Raw genomic sequence first — 25,588 nt, forward strand, 5'->3', positions numbered from 1 at the left:
AGTGTTCTAGGGCTGCATGATCAGGCAGGTGCTCGACGCGGTCGCGAGCACCTTGCCCTGCCCGTCGCGGATGTCGCCCTCGGCGAACGCGACGCGCGAACCGGCCTTCACCACCCAGCCGTGCGCGCGGATCTCCCCCACCGAACCGGAAATGGCGCGCAGGTAGTTCACCTTCAGCTCCACCGAGGTGTACCCGACACCGGCGGGCAAGGTCGAATGCACCGCACACGCCACCGCCGAATCCAGCATGGTCGCCGCGACCCCGCCGTGCACGGTGCCGATCGGGTTGTAGAGCGACTCGTCCGGCGTCGCGGCGAGTACGACGTCCCCTTCGGCCACGCTCACCCAGCGCATGCCGAAATGCGCCGAGATCGGCGGCGGCGGGATCCGGCCCTCGGCGATGCCGGACAGGTACTCGAGCCCGGACAGCTCCCGGCCGAGCCGGGCGGTGGGCAGCGGATCCTGCCAGGTCACGGTCTTCTGCCTGGTCTCTCCGGTGACGTCGATGGTCATGGCTGCCTCCTAAGACGGTCGTCCTAGGCTTTCCTAAGACGATCGTCCTAGTCAAGGGCTATGCTGGGACACGTGTCCGACACCACCACTCGCGAGCGGATGATCTCGACCGCGATGACGCTCTTCCGCCGCGAGGGTTACCAGGCGACCTCGTGGCGGCGGCTGGTCGAGCAGGCCGGGACGCCGTGGGGATCGGCGTACCACCACTTCCCCGGCGGCAAGGAGCAGCTCGCGGTCGCCGCGATCGAGCTCGGCACCGCCGTCGTGGCGAAGACGGTCCGCCGCGCCTTCGAGCGCAACGAGACCGTCGAAGACGCCGTGGCCTGGTGGTATCGCAAGGCGGGTGAGGCGCTGGCCGCCGACGACTACCGCGGCGGCTGCCCGCTCGCCACGATCACGCTGGAGATGGCGCACGCCTCGCCCGCGATCACCAAGGCGTGCCAGGACGCGTTCGCCGCCTGGCACACACTGCTCGTCGAACTGCTCAGTGATATCGGTGAGGTCGAGGATCCCGAAGACGTCGCCACGGCCATCATGAACAACCTCGAGGGCGCACTGCTGGTGAGCCGGGTCCGCCGGTCACCGGAACCGCTGGAACGGGCCGCGCGACACGTCGCACTCGTGACCCGCGCGAGTACCGGCGAGCGGGGGTAGCGTTCGGAGGCATGATCGGTCTGCCCGACACCATCACGGCCTGTCTCTTCGACCTCGACGGCGTGCTGACCGGAACCGCGGCCCAGCATCGCGAAGCGTGGAAGCGCACGTTCGACGAGTTCCTGCGCGCCCGCGACGGCGACGCGTTCTCGCCGTTCACCGACACCGACTACGCGGCCTACGTCGACGGAAGGCCGAGGGCCGACGGCGTCCGCACCTTCCTCACCTCCCGCGGGATCGAGCTGCCCGAGGGGAGCCCCGACGACGACATCGACGCCGCCACCGTCAACGGGGTCGGGAACCGGAAGAACCAGCTGGTGCTGAAGATCATCGACGAAGAAGGGGTGACGCCGTACCCGGGTTCCGTCCGGTATCTGGAGGCGGCGAAGGCGGCCGGCTTGCGCATCGGCGTCGTCACCTCGTCGGCCAACGGCGCGAAGGTGCTCGACGCGGCCGACCTGACCAAGTTCGTCGAAGCGCGCATCGACGGAATCGTGATCGCCGAGAAGAACCTGCGCGGCAAACCCGCCCCCGATTCCTTCCTCGCCGGCGCCGAGGCGTTCGGTGTCGCGCCGGAGAACGCGGCCGTCTTCGAGGACGCGCTCGCGGGCGTGCAGGCGGGCAAGGACGGCGGTTTCGGTTACGTGGTCGGGGTGAACCGCGCGCACCAGGCCGGCGAACTGCTCGCGCACGGTGCCGACGTCGTGGTGGACGACCTCGCCGAACTCCTGGAGGACCGCAAGTGACGGAATCGCTTTTCCGCGGCTACGAGGTCGCGCCCTGGGAGCTGCGCTGGCACGGGATGGACGTCGACGCGTTGCAGCGCACCGAATCGGCGTTCGCGGTGTCCAACGGGCACATCGGCCTGCGCGGCACGCTGGAGGAGGCGGAGCCGCGCGGCCTGCCGGGCACCTACCTCAACGGTTTCTACGAACAGCACGATCTTCCTTACGCGGAAACCGGTTACGGCTACCCCGAAGAGGGCCAGACCGTCGTCAACGTGACCGACGGCAAGATCCTCCGGCTGCTCGTCGAGGACGAACCGCTCGACATGCGCTACGGCCAGGCGACCGAGCACGACCGGGTGCTCGACTTCCGCAAGGGCACCCTCGCGCGCGACACCGTCTGGTCTTCCCCGACCGGCCGCCGGGTGCGGGTGAAGACCGAACGCCTGGTCTCCTTCACCCAGCGTGCGGTCGCCGCGATCCGGTACGACGTCGAGCCCCTCGACGACGATCTCCAGCTGGTGGTGCAGTCGGATCTGCTGGCGAACGAACCGATCGAGTCGGACACGCGCGATCCGCGGGTCGCCGCGGCGCTGGAGTCGCCGCTGATCGGCGAATACCACCACGCGGAGGCGTATCACGCGGTGCTGGTGCACCAGACCCGGCGATCCGGGTTGCGGATGGCCGCCGCGATGGACCACAAGATCGACGTCTCCGACGGCGTGCGCACGCATATCGAGGCCGAGGAAGACCTGGCGCGGCTCACCATCGCCGTCGACGTGCCCAAGGGCGGGCGGCTGCGGATCACGAAGTTCCTCGCCTACGGATGGTCCGCGCAGCGTTCGGTGCCCGCCGTGCGCGCGCAGGTGGAGGCCGCGCTTGCCGGGGCCCGGCAGACCGGCTGGAAGGGACTGCTCGCCGAACAGAAGGAGTTCCTCGACGACTTCTGGGAGACCTCGGACATCGAGATCGAAGGTGATCCGGAACTGCAGCAGGCCGTGCGGTTCGCGCTCTTCCATCTCCTGCAGGCCGGAGCCCGCGGTGAGACGAGGGCGTTGGCGGGCAAGGGTTTGACCGGCCCCGGTTACGACGGGCACGCGTTCTGGGACACGGAGACCTTCGTCCTGCCCGTGCTCACCTACAGCATCCCGGACGCCGCCCGCGACGCGCTGCGCTGGCGGCACTCCACTTTGGACAAAGCACGGGAAAGGGCGGCACAGCTGGGTTTACGCGGCGCCGCGTTCCCCTGGCGCTCCATCAACGGCGCGGAATGTTCGGCGTACTGGCCGGCGGGCACGGCGGCGTTCCACGTCAGCGCGGACATCTCCGACGCCGTCGTGCGTTATCTCAACGCCACCGGCGACGACGAGTTCATGCGGACCTGCGGCGCGGAGCTGCTCCTCGAAACGGCGCGGTTGTGGTTGTCGCTCGGGCATTTCGACCGGCGGGGCCGGTTCCGGATCGACGGTGTCACCGGCCCGGACGAGTACTCCGCGGTGGCGGACAACAACGTCTACACGAACCTGATGGCCCGCCGGAACCTGTTCTACGCCGCCGAGATCGTCGGCCAGCACGACGACATCGCCCGGCGGTTCGAGGTCGGCGAGGACGAGGTCGCGTTGTGGCGCAAGGCGGCCGACTCGATGCTGGTGCCCTACGACGAGGATCTCGGCGTCCACCCGCAGTCCGAAGGGTTCCTGGAGCACGACGAGTGGGATTTCGAGACCACGGACCAGGATTTCTACCCGCTGCTGCTGAACTTCCCGTACTTCGACCTGTACCGCAAACAGGTGGTCAAACAGGCCGATCTGGTGCTCGCGCTGCACCTGTGCGGAGATTCCTTCACACCTGAGGAGAAGGCACGCGACTTCGCCTACTACGAGGCGATCACCGTGCGGGATTCCTCGCTGTCCGCGGGAACGCAGGCCGTGGTGGCGGCCGAGGTCGGGCATCTCGACCTGGCTTACGACTATCTCGCCGAGGCGGCGCTCACCGACCTGCACGACGTGCACAACAACGTCCGCAACGGACTGCACCTGGCCTCGCTGGCGGGTGCGTGGCAAGGCACCGTCGCCGGGTTCGGCGGGCTGCGGGATTACGGCGGGCGGCTGACCTTCGCGCCCAGGCTGCCGCCGCAACTGCGGAGGATCGCGTTCCGGCTGACCTTCCGCGGCACCCGGTTCCAGGTCGAGATCGACGGCGAGGGCGCGACCTACCACGTGATCACCGGGGAACCGCTGGAGCTGGCTCATCACGGCGAGACGTTCACGGTGACCACCGAGCCGGTGCGGCTGCCGATCCCGGCGCTCGATCCGGGCCCGGCGCCGACGCAGCCCGCGGGACGCGCTCCCGTGCGGAGGCAGCCGAAGGACGATTGATCGCTCAGTCCGGGGGCTCGACGGGTACCTCGCCGCCGCCCGGCACACCGTCGACCTCCTTGGTCCCGTGCGGCCCGACGTCACGGTTGGGCGCGCTCGGCACGTCGGTCTTCGGCTGGATCCCGCGGAGGTCGTCGAGGTCTTCTTCGTCGTCCTGCCCGAAGCTCTTCTTGCTTTCCCTCATGTGTCCGGGGTACCCGCTCGCGGCCGGATGCGCCAGTCCTCAGGCGGCTTTCGCCGGTTTGCCGTCCAGCGTGACCAGCCCGTCGAGCATGCCGAGCAGCAAACCGTCCCTGGTGGACCACGGGCAGATGGCGACCTGGCCACCCGCGAGCGTCAGCAACGCCTCGGCGACGATCGCGCCCGCGAGCGCCTGATGCGAGCGCTGCCGCGAGATGCCCGGCAGCTCGGCACGGCGTTTCGCGGGCAGTTTCGCCAGCCGCGGGATCCACGCGCGGAGGTCGTCGAGGTGCAGTTCCCTGGCACGGGACGGCCGGTCGCCGGCGAGCCGGGCGAGTTGCCGCAGCACCTTGGAGCAGCCGACGGCGTGATGGTCGCGGATCCGCGGCAGGACGTCCTGCATCGCGTCGCGGACCTCGTCGAGCACGTGATCCCGCATCGCCCGCACGACCTTGGGTGACGGGCACTCGGTGGCGAACCAGTCCCGGGTCAGCGAGCGCGCGCCGAGTGGCAGAGAGTGCGCGAACCCGGCCTCCTCGGCGTCCCCGGCGGCGAGCTCGACGGTCCCGCCGCCGATGTCGAGCACGAGCAGCCGTCCGGCGGAAGCGCCGTACCACCGGCGCGCGCCGACGTAGGCCAGTTCAGCCTCGCGGCGGCCGGTGAGGAACCGCAGCTCGACCCCGGTGGCCTTCGCGACGTCGCGGACGACCTGCTTCACGTTGGCCGCGTCACGGATCGAAGAGGTGGCGAGCGGGAAGACGTCCTCGACGCCGTGCTTGGCGGCCATGGTCATCCCCGCCTCGACCGCCGACGAGACCGCGTCGATGCCACGCCGGGTCAGGTTCCCGTCATCGTCGAGTTCCCTGTCCAGCCGCAGCCGCGTCTGGTGGCTCAGCACGGGGTCGAGTGGCGAACCACCCTTGGCCAGGACCACCAGCCGTGCACTGAACGACCCGACGTCCAGGACCGCGGCGGACGGCTCGCCGATCTGCTTGCGCACGCGAGGCACCTCACCTTCGTCGCGAACGGATTCCCCCGAGATCTCGCTTTCACTCCTGATAATGGCGGATTTCCCCGCCGTTCAGGCGTAATTCACGTTCTCTTTCCACCGGGAGGCCGTTTTTTGACCACGAAAGGGATATACCGGCGCTGGTCAAGTATACCGTATCGATACAGGTGAGAGGTTCGTCGCCCCTCTGCGTGCCTAGACGTGCTAGTCGATGAGTTCGCGCAGCTTCGAAACCTGCGCCACGCGGGCCTCACGACCAGGCAAAAGCGGGTTGACCACCAACGTGGTCGCACCGGCCTCGCGGAAGGCGGCCAGCCGCTCCTTGACGTAGCCCTCCGGCCCGATCAGCGAGATCGCCCTGATCAGCTCCTTCGGCACCGCCGCGGCGGCCTCTTCCTTCTTGCCGTCCAGGTAGAGGTCCTGGATGAGCTTCGCTTCGGCCTCGTAGCCGTACCGCTGGGCGAGACTGTTGTAGAAGTTCTTACCGCGCGCGCCCATGCCGCCGATGTAGAGCGCCAGCATGCCGCGAAGGTGGTCCAGCATCCCTTCGACGTCGTCGCCGATCGCCAGCGCGGTGCCGACGAAGGTGTCCAGTTCGCCCAGCGACGGGTCGCGCTTCGCCTTGCCCTCGGCCAGCGACGCGCCCCAGACGTCGGCCGCCTTCTCGGGGTGGAAGAAGATCGGCTCCCAGCCCTCGGCGAGTTCGGCGGTGAGCGCGACGTTCTTCGGGCCGATCGACGCCAGCAGGATCGGGATCCGTTCGCGCACCGGGTGGTTGATCAGCTTCAGCGGCTTGCCCAGGCCCGTGCCCTGCTCGGGTGGCAGCGGGATCGAGTAGTGCGTACCGGAGTGCACCACCTTCTCCCGCCGCCACACCTGACGGCAGATGTCGATGATCTCGCGGGTGCGCCCGAGCGGCGCGTCGTACTTGACGCCGTGGAAACCCTCGATGACCTGCGGACCGGAGGCGCCGATGCCGAGCGTGAAGCGGCCGTCGGAGACGAAGTCGAGCCCGGCGGCGGTCATCGCGGTCAGCGTCGGCGTCCGCGTGTAGATCTGGAAGATGCCCGAGGCGATCTGGACGCGTTCGGTCTTCGCCGCGACGTAGCCGAGCTGGCTGACCGCGTCGAACGAATAGGCCTCGGGGACGAAGACGATGTCCAGTCCGGCCTTCTCCAGCTCGACGATGTCGGCCACGCTCTCGGCGAACCCGCCGGCGTAGCTGATCGCGGTCCCGATCCTCATCGACATCTCCTCACAAGTTACTGAGCGTTCGCTTAGCTTAGACGGCGAGGTCCTGGGCGGCCACCCAGTCCTTCACCACGGCGTCCAGCACCCGCAAGGGCAGGATCCCGTTGCTCAGCACGACCTCGTGGAAACCCTTGATGTCGAACCGGTCGCCGAGCGCGGCCTCGGCCTCGGCACGGATCCGCTCGATCTCCAGCCGTCCCACCATGTACGACAGCGCCTGCCCGGGAACGGCGGCGTAGCGGTCGATCTCGGCCTCGATCTCGACCCTGGCCATCGGCGTGTTCTCGGCCAGGTAGTCGACGGCCTGCTGACGGCTCCAGCCGAGCGCGTGCATCCCGGTGTCGACGACCAGCCGTCCGGCACGCATCGAATCCTGGGTGAGCATGCCGAACCTGGTCAGATCGCTCGAGTACAGGCCCATCTCGTCGGCGAGGCGCTCCGAGTAGAGCCCCCAGCCTTCGACGTAGGCGTTGACGTCGGCGTGCCCGCGCAACATCGGCAGGCCCTTGAGCTTGTGCGCGATGCAGATCTGGAAGTGGTGCCCCGGAACGGCTTCGTGGAAGGCGATCGCCTCGCTCGTGTGCTTCGGGCGCTGCTCGGCCTCGTGGGTGTTCGCGTAGTAGGTGCCCGGCCGCGAACCGTCGAGCGCCGCCTCGATGTAGTACGCCAGCGTGCCGCCGGGTGCCTCCGCGGGCGGCACCGGCTCGACCTGGCATCGCTCCTCGGGCACGGTCGAGAACCACTGCGGGGCGACGGCCTCGGCGCGGGTGATGGCGTCACGCGCGGCGTCGAGCAGTTCGTCGCCGTCCCGCCAGCGCAGGGCCGGGTCGGTGCGCAGCCGCTCGAAGATCTCCTCGAGATCCTTGGTGCCGAAGATCTTCCCGCCCAGCTCGCGGTACTGGTCGGCCAGTTTCGCGATCATGTCGAGTCCGGTGTCATGCAGCTCCCGCGCGGTGCGCTCGGTGGAGGTGTGCGCCCGGATCAGCGCGGCGTACTTCTCCTGCCCGCCGGGGAGCGCGCAGAGACCAGGCTCGGTTTCGGGCTTCGCCACGGGACGCAGCTCGTCGGCGAGGAAGTCGCGGTACCGCGTGTACGCGGGCCGGACGACCTCGGCCAGCAGCCGGTCGCGTTCGGTTTCGTAGCCCTCCACCGAAACGGACGCGGTGAGCGCCAGCGGGTCCCCCGCCTCGTCGCCGAGATAGCGCTCCACATAAGCGATCCCGCCTTCGACGAGGAAGCCGGGCGGGACCAGCCCGTCGGCCGCCGCCGCGCGCTGGCGCACGATCAGCGCGTCCAGGTAACCGCCGAGTCCTTCGAGCCGCTTCAGGTAACCGCGGACCTTTTCCTCGTCGTTCAGCGACAGCACCGAAAGCTCGTTGAGCATGAAGAGCGCGGGCGAAGCCAGCCCGTCACTGACCGAGAACTCCGCGGCCCGCGAATCGATGACGTCGACGATCGCCTTCGCCTGCTGGATCACGACCTCGCGGGTGACCGCTTCGGCCGGGGAAAGTCCTTCGGTGGCAAGGGCTTCGGCCCGCTCGGCGATGGCGACCGCGGCCGCGCGCTGTGCGGCCGAGGCTTCCGCGCTCGGGTCGGGCAGCGCGCCGTGGTCCCCGGGGAGCCCGAGCAGGGAGCGCCACAGCGGGAGCTCTTCGAACTTGAGCTCCATCAGCTCTTCGGCGAGGCCGTTCGGGGTGTCGCCGTGCGCGGCGACCCAGTCGCGGACCACGCCGTCGAGTACCGAAAGCGGCAGCGAACCGCCGCCGAGCACGACGTCGTGGAAGGCCTTGATGTCGAACCGGCTGCCCAGCGTCAGCTCGGCCTCGGCGCGGATGCGCTGGATCTCCAGCCGTCCCACCATGTACGACAGTGCCTGACCGGGGAAGGCGATGTACCGGTCCACTTCGGACTCGATCTCCACCGGCGCCATCGGCGTGTTCTCGGTGAGGAAGTCGATGGCCTGGCGGCGGCTCCAGCCCAGCGCGTGCAGCCCGGTGTCGACGACCAGCCGTCCGGCGCGCATCGAATCCATGGTCAGCATGCCGAGCTTCGCGACGTCGTCGGAGTACAGGCCCATCTCGTCGGCGAGGCGCTCGGTGTACAGGCCCCAGCCCTCGGCGTACGCGGTGAAGTCGCCGATGCGGCGCAGCACCGGGAGCTCGGTGAGCCCCTGCGCGAGGCTCAGCTGGAAGTGGTGGCCGGGGATGGCCTCGTGGAACGCCGTCGCCTCGGCCGCGTGCCGGAACCGCTCCTCCGCCTTGTGGGTGTTGGCGAAGTAGATGCCGGGGCGAGAGCCGTCGACCGCGGCCCACATGTAGTACGCGGCGGGCGCGCCGGGCGCGGATTCGGCGGGGACCGCCTCGACCGTCCACGGCTGCGGCGGGATCCGGCCGAACCAGGTCGGCGCCTCGGCCTCGGCCCTGGTGATGGCCGCGCGGGCGGAGTCGAGCATCTCTTCGGCGCCGGACCAGCGCAGGGCCGGGTCGGTGCGGAGCTTGGTGAAGATCTCCTGGAGGTCGCTGGTGCCGAAGACCCGGGAGCCGTACTCGCGGTATTCGTCGGCGAGGCCGGCGATCACGTCGAGACCGGTCTGGTGCAGCTCACGCGGGGTGCGGACGGTCGTGGTGTGCATCTCGGCGAGCAGGGCGTAGAGGCGCTCACCGTCGGGCAGCCAGCAGACGCCGGGCTTGTCCTCGGGACGGCCGTGCGGCGCGATCTCCTTCGCGAGCACCTCGCGGTATTCGGCGATCGCGGGCCGGACGGTGTCGCGCAGCAGGTCGGCGCGGCGGGTCTCGAAATCCTCGTCGGGCGCGGGCTGGCGCAGCAGCGGATCGGCCGAGGGCTCGGCGAGGTGGCGGTCGAGGTACGCGACGGCGGCGTCGACCAGGTAGGCGACCGGGACCAGGCCGCGGGCGACGCCGTCCCGGTGCCGCTGCGCGGCCTGCCGCAGGTACTCCGGGATCGCGGCGATCCGCCCGAGGTGCGCCTCCGCCTGCGCACCCGTCCCGATCGACATCATCGGCAGGACGGTGAGCACCTCGGCGGCGGGCGAGATGAACAGGTCACTGATGGTGAACTCGACGAACCGCGAGTCCAGCAGGGCGATCCTCGCCCGCGCCATCGCGATCAGGACGTCACGGGTGGTCTTCTCCTCCGCGCTCAAACCGTCGGTGGCGAGTGCCTCGGCCCGCTCGGCGAGCCCGGCCAGCCGCGCGCGGAAAGCGTCTCCCGCGGCCTCGCTGAGATCGGTGAGCCCGGTCGATTCCGGACGGAAGCCCTGCAAAGCGGGCATGACCGGCTCGGCGTCGAAGAGGGCTTCGACGAACTCGTCGGCGAGGGCGGAGACTTCGCTCATGTTTTCTTTCCCCAGGGGTCGGCGGAAGCGGTATCCCCGACCCTAATGGAGAGCGCGTACTACCGAAGCCGGGTTTTGCCGCGCTCGGGCGGCCTCTCCCCGCGGCGCCGGAGGCGAGACGGTAGCGTTCCCGGACGTGGCCGTGACCGATCCCGTGGACATCCGCCTGCTCGCCGCCCTCGCGGACCTGGGCAAGGCGGCCGTACACGAACTCGCGGCGAAGGTCGGGATGGATCCGCGCGAGGTCGCGTACCGCCTGGTCGCCCTCTCGGGAAGCGGGTTGCCCCTGCTCGTGGGCGTGGAGAGCGACCCGAACGGGCTACGATCCGCCATCGCCGGCTCGCCGCCTTCGTGGGCTCAACAGCCTCAGCAGCCCCAACAACCTCCGCAGCCCCAACAGCCCCAGCGTCCGCCGGGGCATTCCGGGCCGCACAACGTCCAGGGCACCCCCTCGGGTCCGTACAACGTCCAGGGGACACCTTCGGGCGCGTACAACGTGCACGGCACGCCTTCGGGCCGCTACCCCGGCCCGCCGTCGGCTCCGGTGCGCCAGCCGATGGCCCCGCCCCAGCCGCCGCCGCGTCCGCCCGGCCCGCCGCAGCAGCAGTTCGCCCCGCCGCCGATGGCGCCCGCCGACCCGGTGATGAGCACCTGGGGCGTCCCTCAGACCGCGTCCTGGGCGCGCGGCGACGAACAGCAGGTCACGCCGCAGGCGGTCCCGGAGGGCAAGAAGGGCCGGACGGGGGACGTGATGGAGACCCAGGGCCTGGAGGGCGAGCAGCTCACCGTCCAGTTGCTCGAGGTCCAGGACCCGGCGGACTACCTGTTCAGCGCGGCGGGCTACTCGCTGGAGGCCGGGGAACGGTCGGTCGTGGTGCACACCGAGATCACGAACCGCGGGAACATCCCGTTCGTGTCGCTCCCGGACAACTACCTCGAACTGCTCACCGCGGACGGCAAGCCGATCGCGAAGGCGCCGGTCTCGCTGACCTCGCGGCCGCCGCACAAGATCGGCGTCCGGCCCGGGGAGACCTTGGGCGGGCACACCGTCTACGTGCTGCCGGACGCCACCCGCGTGGTCGCCGTGCGCTGGTCACCGCGGCCGGAGCCCGACGAGCGCACGCTGACCTGGTCGATCGACGACTAGCGCCTAGTTCTCGTCCTGCAGGATCCGCAGCGCGTTCGCCAGGTCGTCCGGGTACTCCGACTCGAACTCGACCCAGCGCCCGTCGGACGGGTGGGCGAACCCGAGCGTCTTCGCGTGCAGCCACTGCCGGGAAAGCCCGAGCTTGCGCGCCAGCACCGGGTCGGCGCCGTAGGTCAGGTCACCGACGCACGGGTGCTTGAGCGCCGAGAAGTGCACGCGGATCTGGTGCGTGCGCCCGGTCTCCAGCTTGATCTGGGCCAGCGACGCGGCGCGGAAGGCCTCGACGACCTCGTAGTGCGTGACGCTGGGCCGTCCGCCCTGGACGACGGCGAACTTGTAGTCGTGCCGGGGGTGCCGGTCGATCGGCGCGTCGATGGTGCCGCGCGTCGGGTCCGGGTGGCCCTGGACGATGGCGTGGTAGCCCTTGTCGACGGTGCGCTCCTTGAACGCCCGCTTCAGCACGGTGTACGCGTGCTCGCTCTTCGCCACGACCATCACGCCGGTGGTGCCGGCGTCCAGCCGGTGCACGACACCCTGGCGTTCGGCCGCGCCCGAGGTCGCGATGCGCAGCCCGGCGGCGGCGAGCCCGCCGACGACGGTCGGCCCGGTCCAGCCGGGGCTCGGGTGCACGGCGACGCCGACCGGCTTCGAGATCACCACGATGTCGTCGTCGTCGTGCAGGATCTTCATACCCTCGACGGGCTCCGCGACGATCTCGATGGCCGAGGCCGGGTCGGGCAGCGTCACTTCGAGCAGTCCGCCGGCGGTCAGCCGGTCCGACTTCCCGGCCGGCCTGCCGTCGAGGAAGATCTCGCCGGATTCGGCCAGTTCCGCCACGACGGTGCGGGAAAGCCCCAGCAGTTTCGCCAGCCCCGCGTCGACGCGCATTCCGTCGAGCCCGTCGGGGACGGGCAGCATGCGCGCGCTCATTCGGTCGCCGCCTTCTTCTTGTCCTTTGTGGATGTTCCGTCGTAGTCCTTGCCCAGCAAGGAAAGGATCACGATGAGTACACCGCCGACGCAGATCGCGGCGTCGGCGACGTTGAAGATCGCCCAGCCCTGCCCGTTCGGCGCGAAGGCGGAGATCATGTCGACCACGTGCCCCTGCAGCGGGCCGGGGGCCCGGAAGATCCGGTCGGTCAGGTTGCCGAGCGCGCCGGCCAGTACCAGGCCGAGGCCGATCGCCCAGCCGACCGAGCGCAGGCGCCGGGACAGCCAGACGATGGCGACCACGACGGCGATCGCGACCAGCGCGAGCACCCAGGTCAGCCCGGTCGCCATCGAGAAGGCGGCACCGGGATTGCGCACCAGCTGGAAGTACACGAGTCCGCCGAGGAACTCGACCGGCTGCTCGCCCTCGAGCGTGGACACGGCGATCTGCTTGGTGAGGAGGTCGATCCCCCACAGCACCGCGGCGACGACGAACACCACGGCGACGCGCTTCTTGGGCAGCGGCGGCGACGGTGGCGCGGTTTCGGGCTCTGTACTCACTCCCCCATTGTCCACTGAGCGTGTTCAGGACTCCTCGGCGGCCGTCTTCGGCCTGCTCAGCAGGGCCGCGAACGCCCCGGCGAGCGCGACCAGTGACGACAGCACCAGCGCGAGCTGTCCTTGCGCGGGCACGACCGCGCAGAGCCCGAACGCCGCCGCCACGACCAGCACCAGCACGCTGCGTTCCAGCCAGGCGAGCAGAACCAGGCCCAGCGTCAGCAGGATCGCGCTGCGGGTGTCGCCGTCGATTTCGAATTCCCAGTACCCGACCAGATCGGCCAGCGCGATGGCGATCAACCCGCCGAGCGCGATCCCGGCGACCTTCCACCAGCTCATGGTCTTCGTTCGAAGGGCATAGAAGAGCACCGTGCCGAGGTAGACCACGAAGACGGCGAACAGCCAGTTGTCCATCCTGCTCATGCCGACGACCGAAACCGCTGTCAGGGGTTCCCCCGCATTCTGGACGGAGCCGAACATGCCGCCGTTCCCGTAAGGCACGTAGGCGAACCATCCCTCGGGCCGGCGCGTGCCGACGGACAGGGCCACCACCGCCAGCTGGGCGAATCCCAGCAGCGCCAGCGGAAACCAGTAACGCGGTCGCTCATTCCCCATGCGGGGTGAGGGTAGTGGCTCAGGCGCAGAACGGGGGCAGTTCGCGCGGATCGTTCTCCGGCACCCAACGGCCTTCCGGCTTCTCGTACTGCCAGCGCGCGCCGCGGGCGACGATCTGGCGCAGCGCCAGGACGATCCGGTCCACGTGTTCGGTGGTGCTGCCGAGGCCGACGCTGACGCGCACGGCCTGCTGGCCCGTCGATCCGGCGACGGCGATCAGCCGCTTCGTCGCCACGTGCGCGCAGAACGCGCCGTCCCGCACGCCGATGCCGTACTCCGCGGAAAGGACCGCGGCGAGCCAGCCGGGGTCGAAGCCCTCGACGATGAAGCTGAGCGTGCCGACGCGGTCGACAGGCGCGTCGAACAACCGCAGTTCGGCGAATCCGGGGATGGCGGCGAGGCCGCGGCGCAGTCGCGCCAGCAGTTCTTCTTCATGGGCGACGATGCCGTCCCAATTCGCGGCCAGCGTCTCGCAGGCGACACCGAGCGCGTAGACGCCGACGGTGTTGGGGGAACCGGCTTCGTGCCGCTCGGCACCGGAATTCCAGACCACACCGAGGTTTTCGGAATCACGGGTGACGAGCTTCGTCGCACCGCCACCGGCGAGGTACGGCTGAGCCGCGCGCAGCCAGTCGGCGCGGCCGATCAGCGCGCCGGCACCGAACGGCGCGTACAGCTTGTGCCCCGACAGCGCGACGTAATCGACGTCGAGATCCCGGATCGAGATCTTGCGGTGCGGCGCGAGCTGCGCCGCGTCGAGCGCGATCCGGGCACCGTGCCGCCGCGCGACGGCCGCGATCTCCTTGACCGGCAACAGTTCACCGGTCACGTTGGACGCACCGGTGACGACGACCAGCCGCGGGCCCTGCGGGCAGTCCGCGAGCGCTTCGTCCACAGCGGACACCGCGGCGAGGCGGGTGCGCGGCGTCTGCACCCGGCGGACGTTCGGCCCCTTCCACGGCAGCAGCGCGGCGTGGTGCTCGGTGTCGAACACGACGACCGACGTGTGCTTCGGCAGGCTGCGCGCGAGGAGATTGAAGGAATCGGTGGTGTTGCGGGTGAACACGACGGTGTCGGTCGATCGCGCGTCGACGAAGTCCCGCAGGATTCCGCGCGTGCGCTCGTAAAGCTTGGTGGAGACCTGCGAGGCGAACCCGGCGCCGCGGTGGACGCTGGCGTACCAGGGCAGGAACTCGTCGACGGCCGCGCGGACCTTGTCCAGACAGGGGGCGCTCGCCGCGTGGTCGAGGTTGGCGTATCCGATGTCGCCGCCGGTCACCAGCGGAACCCGCAGATCGGCGCAAGCGACCGTCGGGATTTCGTGCGTGGCAACGGTTTCAGCGGGGGTGCTGGGGCGTTCGAGAGCGAGGGTCATCGTCATCCTCCGGGCCAGGGGACCCGACGAGGATCCCGCGCTTGCCCGTCGCACCTCGCGACGAGCCAGGTCCTCACCCGGGGCACCCCACCGCGGAAGGAGGGTTGCCGGTCAGCTAGCCGGGGCTTGACGCTGACACTCGTGACCTACGGACGAAGTTAGCGGATGGGCGAGCGATCGAGCCAGCCCTCGTCCGCATCTTGAGACGCCGCTCACGTGTCCCGCGAGCGGGCAGAACCCGGCATTTAGTCCTCTGAACGCGGTAGATGCACGCGCAAGTACCGCATTCAGAGGACTAAACGCTGCAGGTCAGACCCGGAATCGGCCGGGCAGCCCGATGGTCGCGCGGGAGGAGAGCTCGGTCGCGGTACCGGAGTACTGATCGGTGCCCGCGGTGAACTGCCAGCCGCCGAAGGTCTTGCCGTCGACGGCTTCGCCGTAGGCCTCGGCGACCTCGGTCGAGACCTCGTCGTAGGACTTGCCGTTCCAGTTGCCCGCGCCGACCCCGAAGTCGCGCGAGTCGCCGCCCTGCGCGGCGGCCGTGGGCAAGGTCCACAGGGTGAAGTGCACGTGGGCGCCGGTGCTGCTGCCACCGCAGGGCAGCGCGTTGCCGGTCCGGCCGAGGGCGTCGCCGGGGACGACCTTCTGGCCGTCGGTGACCGAAATGTTCTCCATGTGGTAATACCCGGTGCGCCAGCCGCCGTCGTGGTCGACGGTCACCCAGTCGCCGCCGGAGCAGTGCTGGATCCGGACGGTGCCCGCCAGCGGCGCGCGAACGGTCTTGTCACCCGGGCTGAAGTCGATGGCGTTCTTCACGCCGGAGTTCCCGTTGTCCGAGTGGATCCCCGCCGAGTAGACCGACTGGCCCGAGTCGAAGGGCAGCCCGAACGCGGGAAAGGCCCCGGCCGCGGTCGCCGTCGGGGCCGCGAGGACCACCCCGACGAGTGCGGCGGTGACCCCCAGACCGGCGAACCGCACAGGAAGTTTCGTCACCTTGCGTACTCCTTACCCCGCGACACTCACCCATTCGATGGAGTCGATTGCCGGGAAAGTAATCCAAAAGGAGTACGAAAGGGAAGAATTTTCTGAGATCAACCGACGAACAGCTGGTGCCTGCTCGTGACCTACTGGCCGGATTCGCCCTTCCACCTGGCGAGGCGGCCCGCGCGGTCGACGGCCCGCAGGCGTCGCTCGGCGGCGTCACGGACTTCGGCGGTGGTCACGACGAGTAACTGGTCGCGTTCCTGAAGCCGGGTGTTCTTGTTCGGCGTGAAGCCGGCGCCGTCGCGGACAAGGAGGCTGATCGTCGCCCCCACCGGCAGCCGCAGTTCGGCCAGGTAGACGCCGTGCATCTTCGACCCGGTGTTGATCCGGACCTGCAGGAGTTCCGCGCCCATCTCGTCGAGCGGCGCGGAGTCGACGTCGATCTCGTGCGCCTCGGCGTGCTGGGCCAGCCCGAGCACTCGGGCGAGCGGGGTCAACGTCGCCCCCTGGAGCAGCGTCAGCACGATGACCAGCACGAACACCGCGTCGACCAGCTCCTGCGCGCCGGGAACCCCGGACGACAGCGGGATCAGCGCGAGCACGATCGGGACCGCCCCGCGCAACCCGGCCCAGGACAGGAACACCTGTTCTCGCCAGGGGATCTTGAACGGCAGCGCCGACAGCAGCACCGACAGCGGACGGGCGAGCAACAGCACGACCGCGCCCGCGACCAGGCCCTGGACCAGGCTCTCGAAGATCCTGCCCGGCGAGGCGAACAGGCCGAGCAGCACGAACAGGCCGATCTGCGCGAGCCAACCGAGGCCTTCGGCGAAGGACAGCGTGTCCGACCGGTGCGGCAGTTTCGAGTTGCCCAGCACCAGGGCCGCGACGTAGGTGGCGAGCAGTCCGGACGCGTGCGCGAGCTGGCCGCTCGAGTACGCCACGACGCACACCGCGACCGTGGCCAGCGGGTACAGACCGGTGGCGGGAAGCGCCGCCCGGCGCAGCGCGAACGCCCCGCCCCAGCCGAAAGCGAGCCCGATCAGGAGCCCGGCGGCGAGTTCGTAGACCACCAGCAGCGGCAGCGACCAGTCGATGGTCGTGCCCTCGGCGAGGACGACGACGGCGATGTACGCCGGGGCGTCGTTGATTCCCGACTCGATCTCCAGCGCGCCGACGAGCCGCTTCCCGATCCCCGCCGATCTCAGCACCGAGAAGACCGCGGCGGCGTCGGTCGAGGCGAGTACCGCGCCCCACAGCAACGCCATCCGCCAGTCCAGGCCCAGCAGCCAGTGCAAAGCCGCGCCGGTGACCGCGATACTCACCGCGACGGCCACTGTGGACAGTGCGATTCCGATGCCCAGCGAGGGTTTCACGGTGGTCCACCGAGTGGTGAGACCGCCTTCGGACAGGATCATCACCAGCGCGGCGAGGCCGAGCGACTGGGTGAGCTCGGGGTTGTCGTACTGGATGCCGAACCCGGCTTCGCCGAGCAGGACCCCCATCCCCAGGTACAACAGCAGCGAAGGAAGGCCGACCCGGATCGACACCCGGACGGCGATCACGGCGACGAGGAGCACCGCACCACCGGTGCCGAGGATGAGCGGGAGCTGCTCCATGTCGCCTCCCGTTCCGGTCGCCGTGAGGGCTCCAGAATAGTGAGGCGGTGATCGTCACACGTTCGTGTACCGGTAGAAAGCCGTCCGGATAACCTGTGTTACAGACTGTCCATTACGGACTGCGCAGGGACACCAGGTCGACACCGAGTTCCGCGAACGGCTTTTCCGCCGCGGGCAGGACTTTCACCGCGCGGTTGCCCTCACGGGACAACCAGCCGGCACTCACTCCGTGAGACAGTAACGCCGCGGCGGCCCGGCCCGCCAGATGATCACGCCGCACTGTCCAATCCAGACAGTCACGCAGCATCGGGCGGCGGCCGCCGTCGATCTCCACCCCGAGCGCGTCGAGCACCTCGCGCCCGCGACCGGTCAGCGTCAGCCCGCCGGCGTCGTCGATCAGCCCGGTGGCGAGCATCCCGTCCCGCAGCGCGACCCCGACCGTCCCGGCGAGGTGGTCGTAGCAGGTCCTGGCGAACTCGAGCCGCTTCACCCGCACCGAAGACCGCAATCCCTTCACCGGCCGGTGTTCGGCGTGCTGCGCCAAATGCTCGATCAGCTCCGCCACCCGGGGGTCGGCTATCCGAACGTAACTGTGCCTCCCCTGTTTCACCCGCACGACGAACCCGGCGTCGGTCAGCTTCGTCACGTGCTCGCTCGCCGTCGACGCGGCCACGTCGGCCGCGCCCGCCAGCTCGGTCACCGTCCAGGCGCGCCCGTCGAGCAGCGCGAGGCACATCGACGCGCGGCTCGGATCGGCGAGCACGGCCGCGACCTCGGCCAGTGCGATCGTTTCCATGCCTTCACCGTAGAAGACCGACGGTTCGGCGACCGCCGAAGCATCAGCCTGCCAGGAACTTCGCCGCCAGCTGGACCGCGGGCTTGGAGTCGTTGGAACCTTCGAGCATGACGGCGAAAGCGACGTCACCGCGATAGCCGACGAACCAGCCGTTGGCGTCCGCCCCCGAACCGAACTGCGCCGTGCCGGTTTTACCGAAGACGGCCCCGCTGCCCTTCAGCGCTTTCGCGGTCCCCGTCGTGCAGACCTCGCGCATCATCGCGCGGACCTGGTTCAGCACCCCGGCGGGCGGAGCCTGGTAACCGGCGTTGACCTTGGTCTCCAGCCCCTGCCACAGCTTCGGCACCACCGGCTTCCCCGTGGCGACCGTCGCGGCCATGAGCGCCGCGCCCAGCGGGCTGACCTGCACCCTGCCCTGCCCGATCCCGGCCTCGACCTGCTCGTCACCGCTGCTCGACGGCTCCACCTTCCCGGTCTCCGTCGACAGTCCCGGGACCTCGAAGTCGGCGTTGAGGCCGAGCTGGCTCGCGGCCTTCGCGAGCCCGTCCGCGGGCAGTTGCCCGGCGAGCCGCCCGAAGGTGGTGTTGCACGACGCGGCGAACGCCGTCTTCAGCGAAACGGTGCCCAGATCGAACCCGTTGTCGTTCTTGAGCGTGCGGGTCCCGATCTGCTCACTGCCCGGACACGCCACCTGCGAGTCGGCGGAGACTCCGCCCTGCTGCAACGCCGCGGTCGCCGTGGCGATCTTGAAGGCCGAACCCGGCGCGTAGAGGCCGCTGAGCGCCTTCGGCTGGTTCCCGGCGGCGCTGTTCTGCGCGACCGCCAGGAGTTCGCCCGAGGTCTTCATCGCGACGATGATCGCCGATCCGCCGAAGCCGTCGACTGCCTTCTGCGCGGCGTTCTGCGACGCGACGCTCAAAGTCGAAACCAGCGGTTTGTCGGTCTCGGCGGCCTCCCCGAAGAGCGTCTCGACCGGTTTGCCCGCGACGTCGACGCGCGACACGGTGACGGTCGTCCCGGTGCCGCTGTTCTGCCCGGAGGCGACCTTGGCCAACGCTCCCTGCAGGATCGGCGCGACGCCCGCCGCGTCCCCGCCGACAAGCGCCTTGCCGTCGCGGTCGGCCACGACCGGCTTGGCCGAAACGGGCGCGACGGAAAGCCGCTGCCCGGCTTCGAGCTTCGGGTGGATCACCGACATCGCCCAGCGGACCACCCATTTCCCGGCGTTGCGCACGAGGTCCAGCTTGCCTTCGTACTTCCAGACACTGTTGCCCGCGAAGGTCCACGCGACGTGGAAGGTGGCCGACGTCGAGGTCGCGTTGCCCGGCGTCGTCGGGACCTCGCCGAGCGACGTCCTGACCGACGCCCCGTTGAGCGTGTTTCGCGTGCCTGTCAGGGCGGTCGTGGCGGCCGCCGGATCGTCGACCGGGGCGGTGGTCAGGTCACCCATGTCGAACAGCCGCAGGAACCGGGCGGCCACCTGCGCCGGGCTGTCCTGCGCGCTCTCGGTCGATCCCCCCGGACCGCCTCCGGAGGCCGCGGGCGCCCGGTCCTCCTTGACCAGCAGCACCACCGCCGCCACCACGATGGCGACCACCGCCAGCGCGGCGCCGATCAGGATCCCTCTTTTCCGGGCAGGACTCATGGTTTCGCTCTCCCCCTACGGCGCGGCCCCTCGCGCGCGCCCCCGGGCGCCAGCCTGCCGATTTCGCCCGCGCAAGGCTGCCGCGCGGTGAGAAAGCGGCTGTTCCGAATCCTTTTCGTGATCCCGGTGGCCGGGACCCGCGCTCGCGAGGGTCAGGCCTTGGTGACCGCCACGGTCACCTTCGTGCCCTCGCCGACCGTCCCGGCCGAGCCATCGGCGACGGCGCCGTAGGCCACCGAAGTCGCCAGCGTCTCCGAAGCGATGAACTCCTCGTGCGTCTTCGCGGCCGTGACCACGTCTTCCGGCGCGTCGACCGTCAGCGCGATCCGGTCGGCGACGTCGAGCCCGGCGTCACGCCGGGCCTGCTGCACGACCCGGACGAGGTCACGGGCCAGGCCCTCGGCCGCCAGTTCGTCGGTCACCTCGGTGTCGAGCAGCACCAGCCCGGCACCGCCGGGCAGTTCCGCCGCCGCGCCGCCGCCCTTCGCGACCAGACGCCGCTCGTACTCGCCTTCGACGAGCTCGATCCCGGCCGCCACGACGGCACCGCTCTCGGACGTCGTCCACTCACCGGCCTTGACGGCCTTGATCACCGTCTGGACGTCCTTGCCCAGCCGCGGCCCGGCGGCGCGGGCGTTCACCGCGACCTCGAAACCGCCGTGCGCGGCGACATCCGCGGTCAGCTCGACGGATTTGACGTTGACCTCGTCGCGCAGGATGTCGGTGAAGTCGCGCAGCGAGTCGGCCTCGTGCGCGGCGACGACCAGCTTGGCCAGCGGCAGCCGCACCCGCAGCTTGTTCGACTTCCGCAGCGAAAGCGCCGAAGACGCCACCTGACGCACCCGGTCCATCGCCGTCACCAGCGCCGCGTCGGCGGGCAGATCGAGTGCGTTCGGCCAGTCGGTCAGGTGCACCGAACGGCCGCCGGTCAGCCCGCGCCAGACGACCTCCGTGGTCAGCGGCAGCAGCGGCGCCACCACCCGCGAGGTCACCTCCAGCACGGTGTGCAGGGTGTCGATCGCGTCCTGCTCGCCCGCCCAGAAGCGGTCGCGCGACCGGCGCACGTACCAGTTCGTCAGCACCTCGAGGAAGTCACGGACCGTCGAGCACGCACCGGCGACGTCGTAGGTGTCGAGCGCGTGCTCGACGTCGGTCACCAGCTCGTGTGTCTTCGCCAGGACGTACCGGTCGAGAATGTGCTTCGAATCCGTGCGCCACTGGCCTTCCACGCCCTCGGCGTTCGCGTAGAGCGCGAGGAAGTAGTACGAGTTCCACAGCGGCAGCACGGCCTGGCGGACGGCGTCGCGGATGCCCTTGTCGGTGACGACCAGGTTCCCGCCGCGCAGGATCGGGCTCGCCATCAGATACCAGCGCATCGCGTCGGAGCCGTCACGGTCGAAGACCTCGTTGACGTCCGGGTAGTTGCGCAGCGACTTGGACATCTTCTGGCCGTCCGAGCCGAGCACGATCCCGTGCGAGACGCAGGTGCGGAACGCCGGCCGGTCGAACAGCGCGGTCGCCAGCACGTGCAGCAGGTAGAACCAGCCGCGGGTCTGCCCGATGTACTCGACGATGAAGTCGCCCGGGTAGTGGTGCTCGAACCATTCGGTGTTCTCGAACGGGTAGTGCACCTGCGCGTACGGCATCGACCCCGAGTCGAACCAGACGTCGAACACGTCCTCGATCCGGCGCATGGTGGACTTCCCGGTCGGGTCGTCCGGGTTGGGCCGGGTCAGCTCGTCGATGAACGGCCGGTGCAGGTTCTCCAGCCGCACGCCGAAGTCGCGCTCGAGCTCGTCGAGCGAACCGTAGACGTCCGTGCGCGGGTACGCCGGGTCGTCCGACTGCCACACCGGGATCGGCGTGCCGAAGTACCGGTTGCGGGAGACCGACCAGTCGCGGGCGTTCTCCAGCCACTTGCCGAACTGGCCGTCCTTGACGTTCTCCGGGTACCAGGTGATCTGCTGGTTCAGCTCGATCATCCGGTCCTTGAACTCGGTCACCGCGACGAACCACGACGAGACGGCGCGGTAGATCAGCGGGTTCCGGCAGCGCCAGCAGTGCGGGTACGGGTGTTCGTAGGTCTCGTGACGCAGCAGCACCGCGCCCTGACGGCCGGCGGAACCGGTGCCGTTCTTGAGATCCTTGATGATGTTCGGGTTGGCGTCGAAGACCTGCTGGCCCTCGTAGTCGGAGACGGTCGCGTCGAACTTGCCCTGCGCGTCCACCGGGGTGACCGGGACGATGCCCGCCGCGTCGGTGACGACCTTGTCCTCTTCACCGTAGGCGGGCGCGATGTGGACGACACCGGTGCCGTCCTCGGTGGTGACGTAGTCCGCGGACAGCACGCGGTGCGCGTTCTCGTGTCCGGCGAAGTACGGGAACGGTGGGGCGTAACGGGTTCCGAGCAGCTCGGTCCCGGTGTAGTGCCCGACGACGGTCGGCTCCTCACCGAGCTCGCGGGCATACGAGGCGACGCGCGCCTCGGCGAGCAGGAACCGCTTGCCGTCGCTTTCCACGACGACGTACCGCACGTCGGGGTGGACGGCGGTCGCGAGGTTCGACGGCAGCGTCCACGGGGTCGTGGTCCAGATCAGCAGATAGGTGCCGTCGAGCTCGTTGTCGTTGCCCTCCAAGCGGAAACCGACCGTGACGGCCGGGTCCTGACGGCTGGCGTAGACGTCGTCGTCCATGCGCAGCTCGTGGTTGGACAGCGGGGTTTCGTCGCGCCAGCAGTAGGGCAGGACGCGGTAGCCCTCGTAGACCAGGCCCTTGTCCCACAGCTGCTTGAACGCCCAGATGACCGACTCCATGTAGGACAGGTCGAGCGTCTTGTAGTCGTTCTCGAAGTCGACCCAGCGGGCCTGGCGGGTGACGTAGTCCTGCCATTCGCCGGTGTAGCGCAGCACGGACTCGCGGCAGGCCTCGTTGAAGACGTCGATGCCCATCGCGTCGATCTCGGACTTCTCGGTGATCCCGAGCTGGCGCATGGCCTCGAGTTCGGCCGGCAGACCGTGGGTGTCCCAGCCGAAGCGGCGCTCGACGCGCTTGCCCTTCATGGTCTGGTAACGCGGCACCAGATCCTTCACGTACCCGGTGAGCAGGTGACCGTAGTGCGGAAGACCGTTGGCGAACGGCGGGCCGTCGTAGAAGACGTACTCGTTCGATCCGTTGACGCCGGGGTCACGGGCGTCGATCGAAGCCTGGAAGGTCCGATCGGATTCCCAGTACGCGAGGACGCGCTTTTCCGACTCGGGGAACGAAGGCTGGGACGGGACGCCGGTCTCGCCGTCCACTTGTGCCTTGGGATACATCTTCGGTGCTCCTCAGATCCGACACTGCTCGTCTCTCGTGTACGGGCTCGCGCCCACACGGGGACGAGACGGCCGTCTCCGGCGCGTTCCGCGGTACCACCCCGCTTGCCCGGCCGGTGGTGTTCCGGCTGGGCCGCTCATTCGACGGCTGTGACGGGCCGTACCCGTCCGGTTCTACTGAGGGCCCGTTCTGCTGAGACGCGGACCCTGTTCTTCCGGAGGCTCCCCGGTGATGGCCGGATCGGTGCCAGTTGATTCAAGGGTAGCGCGCGGGGGCAACCGGGTTGTCCGGGGTGGGCTTATCGTTCGTGGGCCTGCTCCGGCACCTCCGCCGTGGGGATAGTCGCGGAGCTCCGAGAGATGGCGCGTGGCGGAGGGCTCATCGACGAGCCCGTCGTCCCGCCGAGGGATTCGGCCCAGGCTTGCGTCCTCGGAACCGGCGGCAATGTGCTGTGAGGGGTCGACGGTTTTGGCGATACTGCGGACATGACGCGAGACGACTGGCTGGCCGGACAGACACGGACCTTCACCGCGCTGCACGGCAAGCGGGTCGACAGGTGGACCGGCGTGGAGATGGCCCTGCGGGAAGACGTGGCGGGAACCGGCCCGCAATTCGCCGACCCGACGTTCCCTGCCTCCAGCTGCACTGGTTTCAGGCTTGGCTGGACAACGGCAGCGCGCTGGAGATCGGCACCTATCAGGACGACGACGGCTTCGGCCTCCACGGCCGATCGTCGGACATAGCGTCCGACGGCCATTGGAACGGGATCTATCGCTGGAGATCCTTTCCCGAGTTGCCCACCGGTCCGGTCGAGCACGTCGCCGTCTTCCACGAGCGGCATTTCCTGGCCGAGGTTCATTTCCGGATCGGAGCACGACCGCTGGCACTGGTCGCGGGTGAACTGGAGGAGACGCACGAAGGCGGGCTGATCTTCCAACGGCTCGACGAATCGGTCCTCGCCTTCACTGATCTTGTCGCGCTCGAGTGCGTCCCATGGAACACGGCGCGACAAGTCCACCCCGCAGCTTTCTGAGAGCGAGGGCGTGTAGGTCGTTATACGGGCGTGGGTCGGCCTATGTCCTGAGGTGCATGGTGTTGCGCCTCGGTGTCCCGGTCGGGTCGAGGTAGGCGGGCGGGGTGAATTCCGGTAGCCCGTCTTGGGCGATCCGGACTTTCCATTCACTGCGGTGGATGAGCCTGTGGTGCCGGGTGCACAGCAGCACGAGGTTGTCGATCTTCGTTTCACCGTGGTGCCGCCAAAAAACAATGTGATGGGCGGTGCAACGAGGCACCGGCATGTCACAGCCCGGGAACGCGCAACCACCGTCGCGGATGGTCAACGCGTACTTCTGTGCCAGCGACACGGTCCGTTTGGATCGGCCGATGTCCAACGGTTCGCCCGCGGTGCCGAGGACCCCGGGCCGCACGCGGGCGTCGCAGGCGAGGATCCTCGCATCGGTGGCACTGATCGGCCCCACCAGGTCCAGGTGGGCTTCGCCGATGTCGTTGACGAGGTCGTCGTAGGACATGGTGATGAGGATGTGCGTCGCCTCACCCGCCTGGCCGGGAAGATTACGGCTGGTGGTCTTCAACCGCACATAGTCGGTGAAAGCATCCCCGAAGCGCTCATCCTGAGTACGGGAGTCCCGCACCCCGTCGATGGCCTTGTGGGGTTTGGCCATCGGATCCAGGTCGGACTTCAACCGAGCGTAGGTTTCCAGATCGAGCCTCGCTTTGAGACCCAAGGTGCCGTCGCGGTGCTTCACGAACCGCAGCTCCGGCCGGGTCTCTTTCGGATCCTCGTTGCGGGGTTCTTTCCCGTCGGGGTCGAGTTTGTCCAGCAGGCGGCGTCCGGCACGGGCGATCTGCTTCGGCCCCGCACGACGAGCCAGCTCGACCAGGATTTTCTCCCCGCCCCGCACCTTCTCGTCCGGCACGGTCGACGGAATCCGCGCGAGCGTCGTGATGATCGCGTCGATCTGGCCACCGCCGATCGCACCCTCCGCCGCAGCCACAGCCGTCAACGGCGCCAAGGGTGGTTCGGGATCCCCACCGAGGGACGGACCAGGATGCAGGGCCAGCACCCGGTCGGCGCGGGCACTGGCTTCCTTGTCCGACACCAGGAAGTCCTCAAGAATCAGCCCCGTCAACGTCGCATGCCCCGAACAGCCGCGCACGCCGCGGGAATTGATTTCCGCGAGGATCGCGTTCTGCTCCGCATCCAGTTGACGTTTCAGGACTTCCAGTTCCTGTTTACGGGCATGCAGCGTGGCCGTGTCGACACGCCACCACTCGGTGCGTGTCGTCGGGGAGGTGTTGTCGCTGGCCACGGGATCAACGCTACGCCGCGTCGAACACCTGTACTATAGCATATTCAGACTACATCTCCCGAAATGCACATGCAGAGAAAGCATCGAAGCGGCTGAAGAACGCGAAGCAGGTTAGTAGCAATCGACTTCTTGTAACCCATGCCTTCATGCACTCGGCCGCAAACGCTCCTGATCCAACCCGGACCGCAGCCACCGGACACGCCCCCGAGT

At 69.2% G+C, this 25,588-nt stretch carries 20 protein-coding genes and 1 riboswitch; of the genes, 5 read left to right on the forward strand and 15 right to left on the reverse strand.

Annotated elements, in window-relative coordinates; all coding sequences use genetic code 11:
• Positions 1 to 6 precede the first annotated feature (6 nt).
• The gene (locus tag ACIRGA_RS10115) at positions 7 to 513 is read right to left on the reverse strand and encodes a PaaI family thioesterase (protein ID WP_400938897.1); all 507 of its coding nucleotides are present in this window, start codon (positions 511 to 513) and stop codon (positions 7 to 9) included.
• Between the two features lie 72 nt (positions 514 to 585).
• Here ACIRGA_RS10115 and ACIRGA_RS10120 point away from each other — a divergent pair, with 72 nt between their 5' ends.
• From ACIRGA_RS10120 to ACIRGA_RS10130, 3 genes are read left to right on the forward strand one after another with little or no spacing between them, the layout of a single operon-like run.
• Complete coding sequence (locus ACIRGA_RS10120; RefSeq protein WP_400938900.1) at positions 586 to 1,167, forward strand: TetR/AcrR family transcriptional regulator; 582 nt, start codon at positions 586 to 588, stop codon at positions 1,165 to 1,167.
• An 11-nt stretch (positions 1,168 to 1,178) separates the two neighbouring features.
• Positions 1,179 to 1,913 (forward strand): HAD family hydrolase, encoded by a 735-nt coding sequence (locus ACIRGA_RS10125; protein WP_400938902.1) that lies wholly within the window; start codon positions 1,179 to 1,181, stop codon positions 1,911 to 1,913.
• Positions 1,910 to 4,270: a glycoside hydrolase family 65 protein gene (locus tag ACIRGA_RS10130; protein ID WP_400938904.1), complete on the forward strand. Its 2,361-nt coding sequence runs from the start codon at positions 1,910 to 1,912 to the stop codon at positions 4,268 to 4,270. The genes ACIRGA_RS10125 and ACIRGA_RS10130 overlap by 4 nt, the downstream gene beginning before the upstream one ends.
• A gap of 4 nt (positions 4,271 to 4,274) precedes the next feature.
• Here the strand turns inward: ACIRGA_RS10130 and ACIRGA_RS10135 are convergent, their stop codons facing one another.
• The 4 genes from ACIRGA_RS10135 to ACIRGA_RS10150 form a co-directional block, all read right to left on the reverse strand.
• On the reverse strand, positions 4,275 to 4,454 hold the full coding sequence (locus tag ACIRGA_RS10135) for a hypothetical protein (protein WP_400938906.1): 180 nt from the start codon (positions 4,452 to 4,454) through the stop codon (positions 4,275 to 4,277).
• A gap of 39 nt (positions 4,455 to 4,493) precedes the next feature.
• Positions 4,494 to 5,450 (reverse strand): Ppx/GppA phosphatase family protein, encoded by a 957-nt coding sequence (locus ACIRGA_RS10140; protein ID WP_400938909.1) that lies wholly within the window; start codon positions 5,448 to 5,450, stop codon positions 4,494 to 4,496.
• A 213-nt stretch (positions 5,451 to 5,663) separates the two neighbouring features.
• Complete coding sequence (locus tag ACIRGA_RS10145; protein WP_016335913.1) at positions 5,664 to 6,704, reverse strand: LLM class F420-dependent oxidoreductase; 1,041 nt, start codon at positions 6,702 to 6,704, stop codon at positions 5,664 to 5,666.
• Between the two features lie 37 nt (positions 6,705 to 6,741).
• Complete coding sequence (locus ACIRGA_RS10150) at positions 6,742 to 10,065, reverse strand: DUF885 domain-containing protein (RefSeq protein ID WP_400938912.1); 3,324 nt, start codon at positions 10,063 to 10,065, stop codon at positions 6,742 to 6,744.
• Between the two features lie 136 nt (positions 10,066 to 10,201).
• On the opposite strand from ACIRGA_RS10150, the gene ACIRGA_RS10155 reads away from it, so the two are divergent.
• The gene (locus tag ACIRGA_RS10155) at positions 10,202 to 11,212 is read left to right on the forward strand and encodes an AsnC family protein (protein WP_400938915.1); all 1,011 of its coding nucleotides are present in this window, start codon (positions 10,202 to 10,204) and stop codon (positions 11,210 to 11,212) included.
• Between the two features lie 3 nt (positions 11,213 to 11,215).
• Here the strand turns inward: ACIRGA_RS10155 and ACIRGA_RS10160 are convergent, their stop codons facing one another.
• The 9 genes from ACIRGA_RS10160 to ileS form a co-directional block, all read right to left on the reverse strand.
• On the reverse strand, positions 11,216 to 12,142 hold the full coding sequence (locus ACIRGA_RS10160) for an RluA family pseudouridine synthase (RefSeq protein ID WP_400938917.1): 927 nt from the start codon (positions 12,140 to 12,142) through the stop codon (positions 11,216 to 11,218).
• Positions 12,139 to 12,702: a signal peptidase II gene (gene lspA / locus ACIRGA_RS10165; protein ID WP_400938920.1), complete on the reverse strand. Its 564-nt coding sequence runs from the start codon at positions 12,700 to 12,702 to the stop codon at positions 12,139 to 12,141. Before lspA ends, ACIRGA_RS10160 begins: the two co-directional genes overlap by 4 nt.
• Before the next feature lie 24 nt (positions 12,703 to 12,726).
• Positions 12,727 to 13,314 (reverse strand): hypothetical protein, encoded by a 588-nt coding sequence (locus ACIRGA_RS10170; RefSeq protein WP_400938922.1) that lies wholly within the window; start codon positions 13,312 to 13,314, stop codon positions 12,727 to 12,729.
• 19 nt (positions 13,315 to 13,333) lie between these two features.
• Complete coding sequence (locus ACIRGA_RS10175; RefSeq protein WP_400938925.1) at positions 13,334 to 14,689, reverse strand: aminotransferase class V-fold PLP-dependent enzyme; 1,356 nt, start codon at positions 14,687 to 14,689, stop codon at positions 13,334 to 13,336.
• Positions 14,690 to 14,721: 32 nt separating this feature from the next.
• Positions 14,722 to 14,836: riboswitch (SAM riboswitch) on the reverse strand.
• Positions 14,837 to 14,998: 162 nt separating this feature from the next.
• On the reverse strand, positions 14,999 to 15,682 hold the full coding sequence (locus ACIRGA_RS10180) for a M23 family metallopeptidase (protein WP_400938927.1): 684 nt from the start codon (positions 15,680 to 15,682) through the stop codon (positions 14,999 to 15,001).
• A 131-nt stretch (positions 15,683 to 15,813) separates the two neighbouring features.
• A complete protein-coding gene (locus ACIRGA_RS10185) occupies positions 15,814 to 17,292 on the reverse strand; it encodes a potassium/proton antiporter (RefSeq protein WP_400938929.1) in 1,479 nt (492 codons plus the stop codon).
• A gap of 112 nt (positions 17,293 to 17,404) precedes the next feature.
• Positions 17,405 to 18,088, reverse strand: a complete 684-nt coding sequence (locus ACIRGA_RS10190) for an ArsR/SmtB family transcription factor (RefSeq protein ID WP_400938931.1) — start codon at positions 18,086 to 18,088, stop codon at positions 17,405 to 17,407.
• Between the two features lie 43 nt (positions 18,089 to 18,131).
• Positions 18,132 to 19,733 (reverse strand): penicillin-binding transpeptidase domain-containing protein, encoded by a 1,602-nt coding sequence (locus tag ACIRGA_RS10195; protein ID WP_400938933.1) that lies wholly within the window; start codon positions 19,731 to 19,733, stop codon positions 18,132 to 18,134.
• Positions 19,734 to 19,885: 152 nt separating this feature from the next.
• Positions 19,886 to 23,047, reverse strand: a complete 3,162-nt coding sequence (gene ileS / locus ACIRGA_RS10200) for an isoleucine--tRNA ligase (protein ID WP_400938935.1) — start codon at positions 23,045 to 23,047, stop codon at positions 19,886 to 19,888.
• 557 nt (positions 23,048 to 23,604) lie between these two features.
• Between ileS and ACIRGA_RS10205 the strand changes: the two genes are divergently transcribed.
• Positions 23,605 to 24,081 carry a hypothetical protein gene (locus ACIRGA_RS10205; RefSeq protein ID WP_400938937.1) on the forward strand — a complete coding sequence of 159 codons (477 nt, stop codon included), beginning with the start codon at positions 23,605 to 23,607 and terminating at the stop codon, positions 24,079 to 24,081.
• Between the two features lie 40 nt (positions 24,082 to 24,121).
• On the opposite strand, the gene ACIRGA_RS10210 is transcribed toward ACIRGA_RS10205, so the two are convergent.
• Positions 24,122 to 25,378 (reverse strand): DUF222 domain-containing protein, encoded by a 1,257-nt coding sequence (locus ACIRGA_RS10210; protein ID WP_400938940.1) that lies wholly within the window; start codon positions 25,376 to 25,378, stop codon positions 24,122 to 24,124.
• Between the last annotated feature and the right edge of the window lie 210 nt (positions 25,379 to 25,588).

This window comes from Amycolatopsis sp. NPDC102389 (genome assembly GCF_044765885.1).
GTDB lineage: Bacteria > Actinomycetota > Actinomycetes > Mycobacteriales > Pseudonocardiaceae > Amycolatopsis.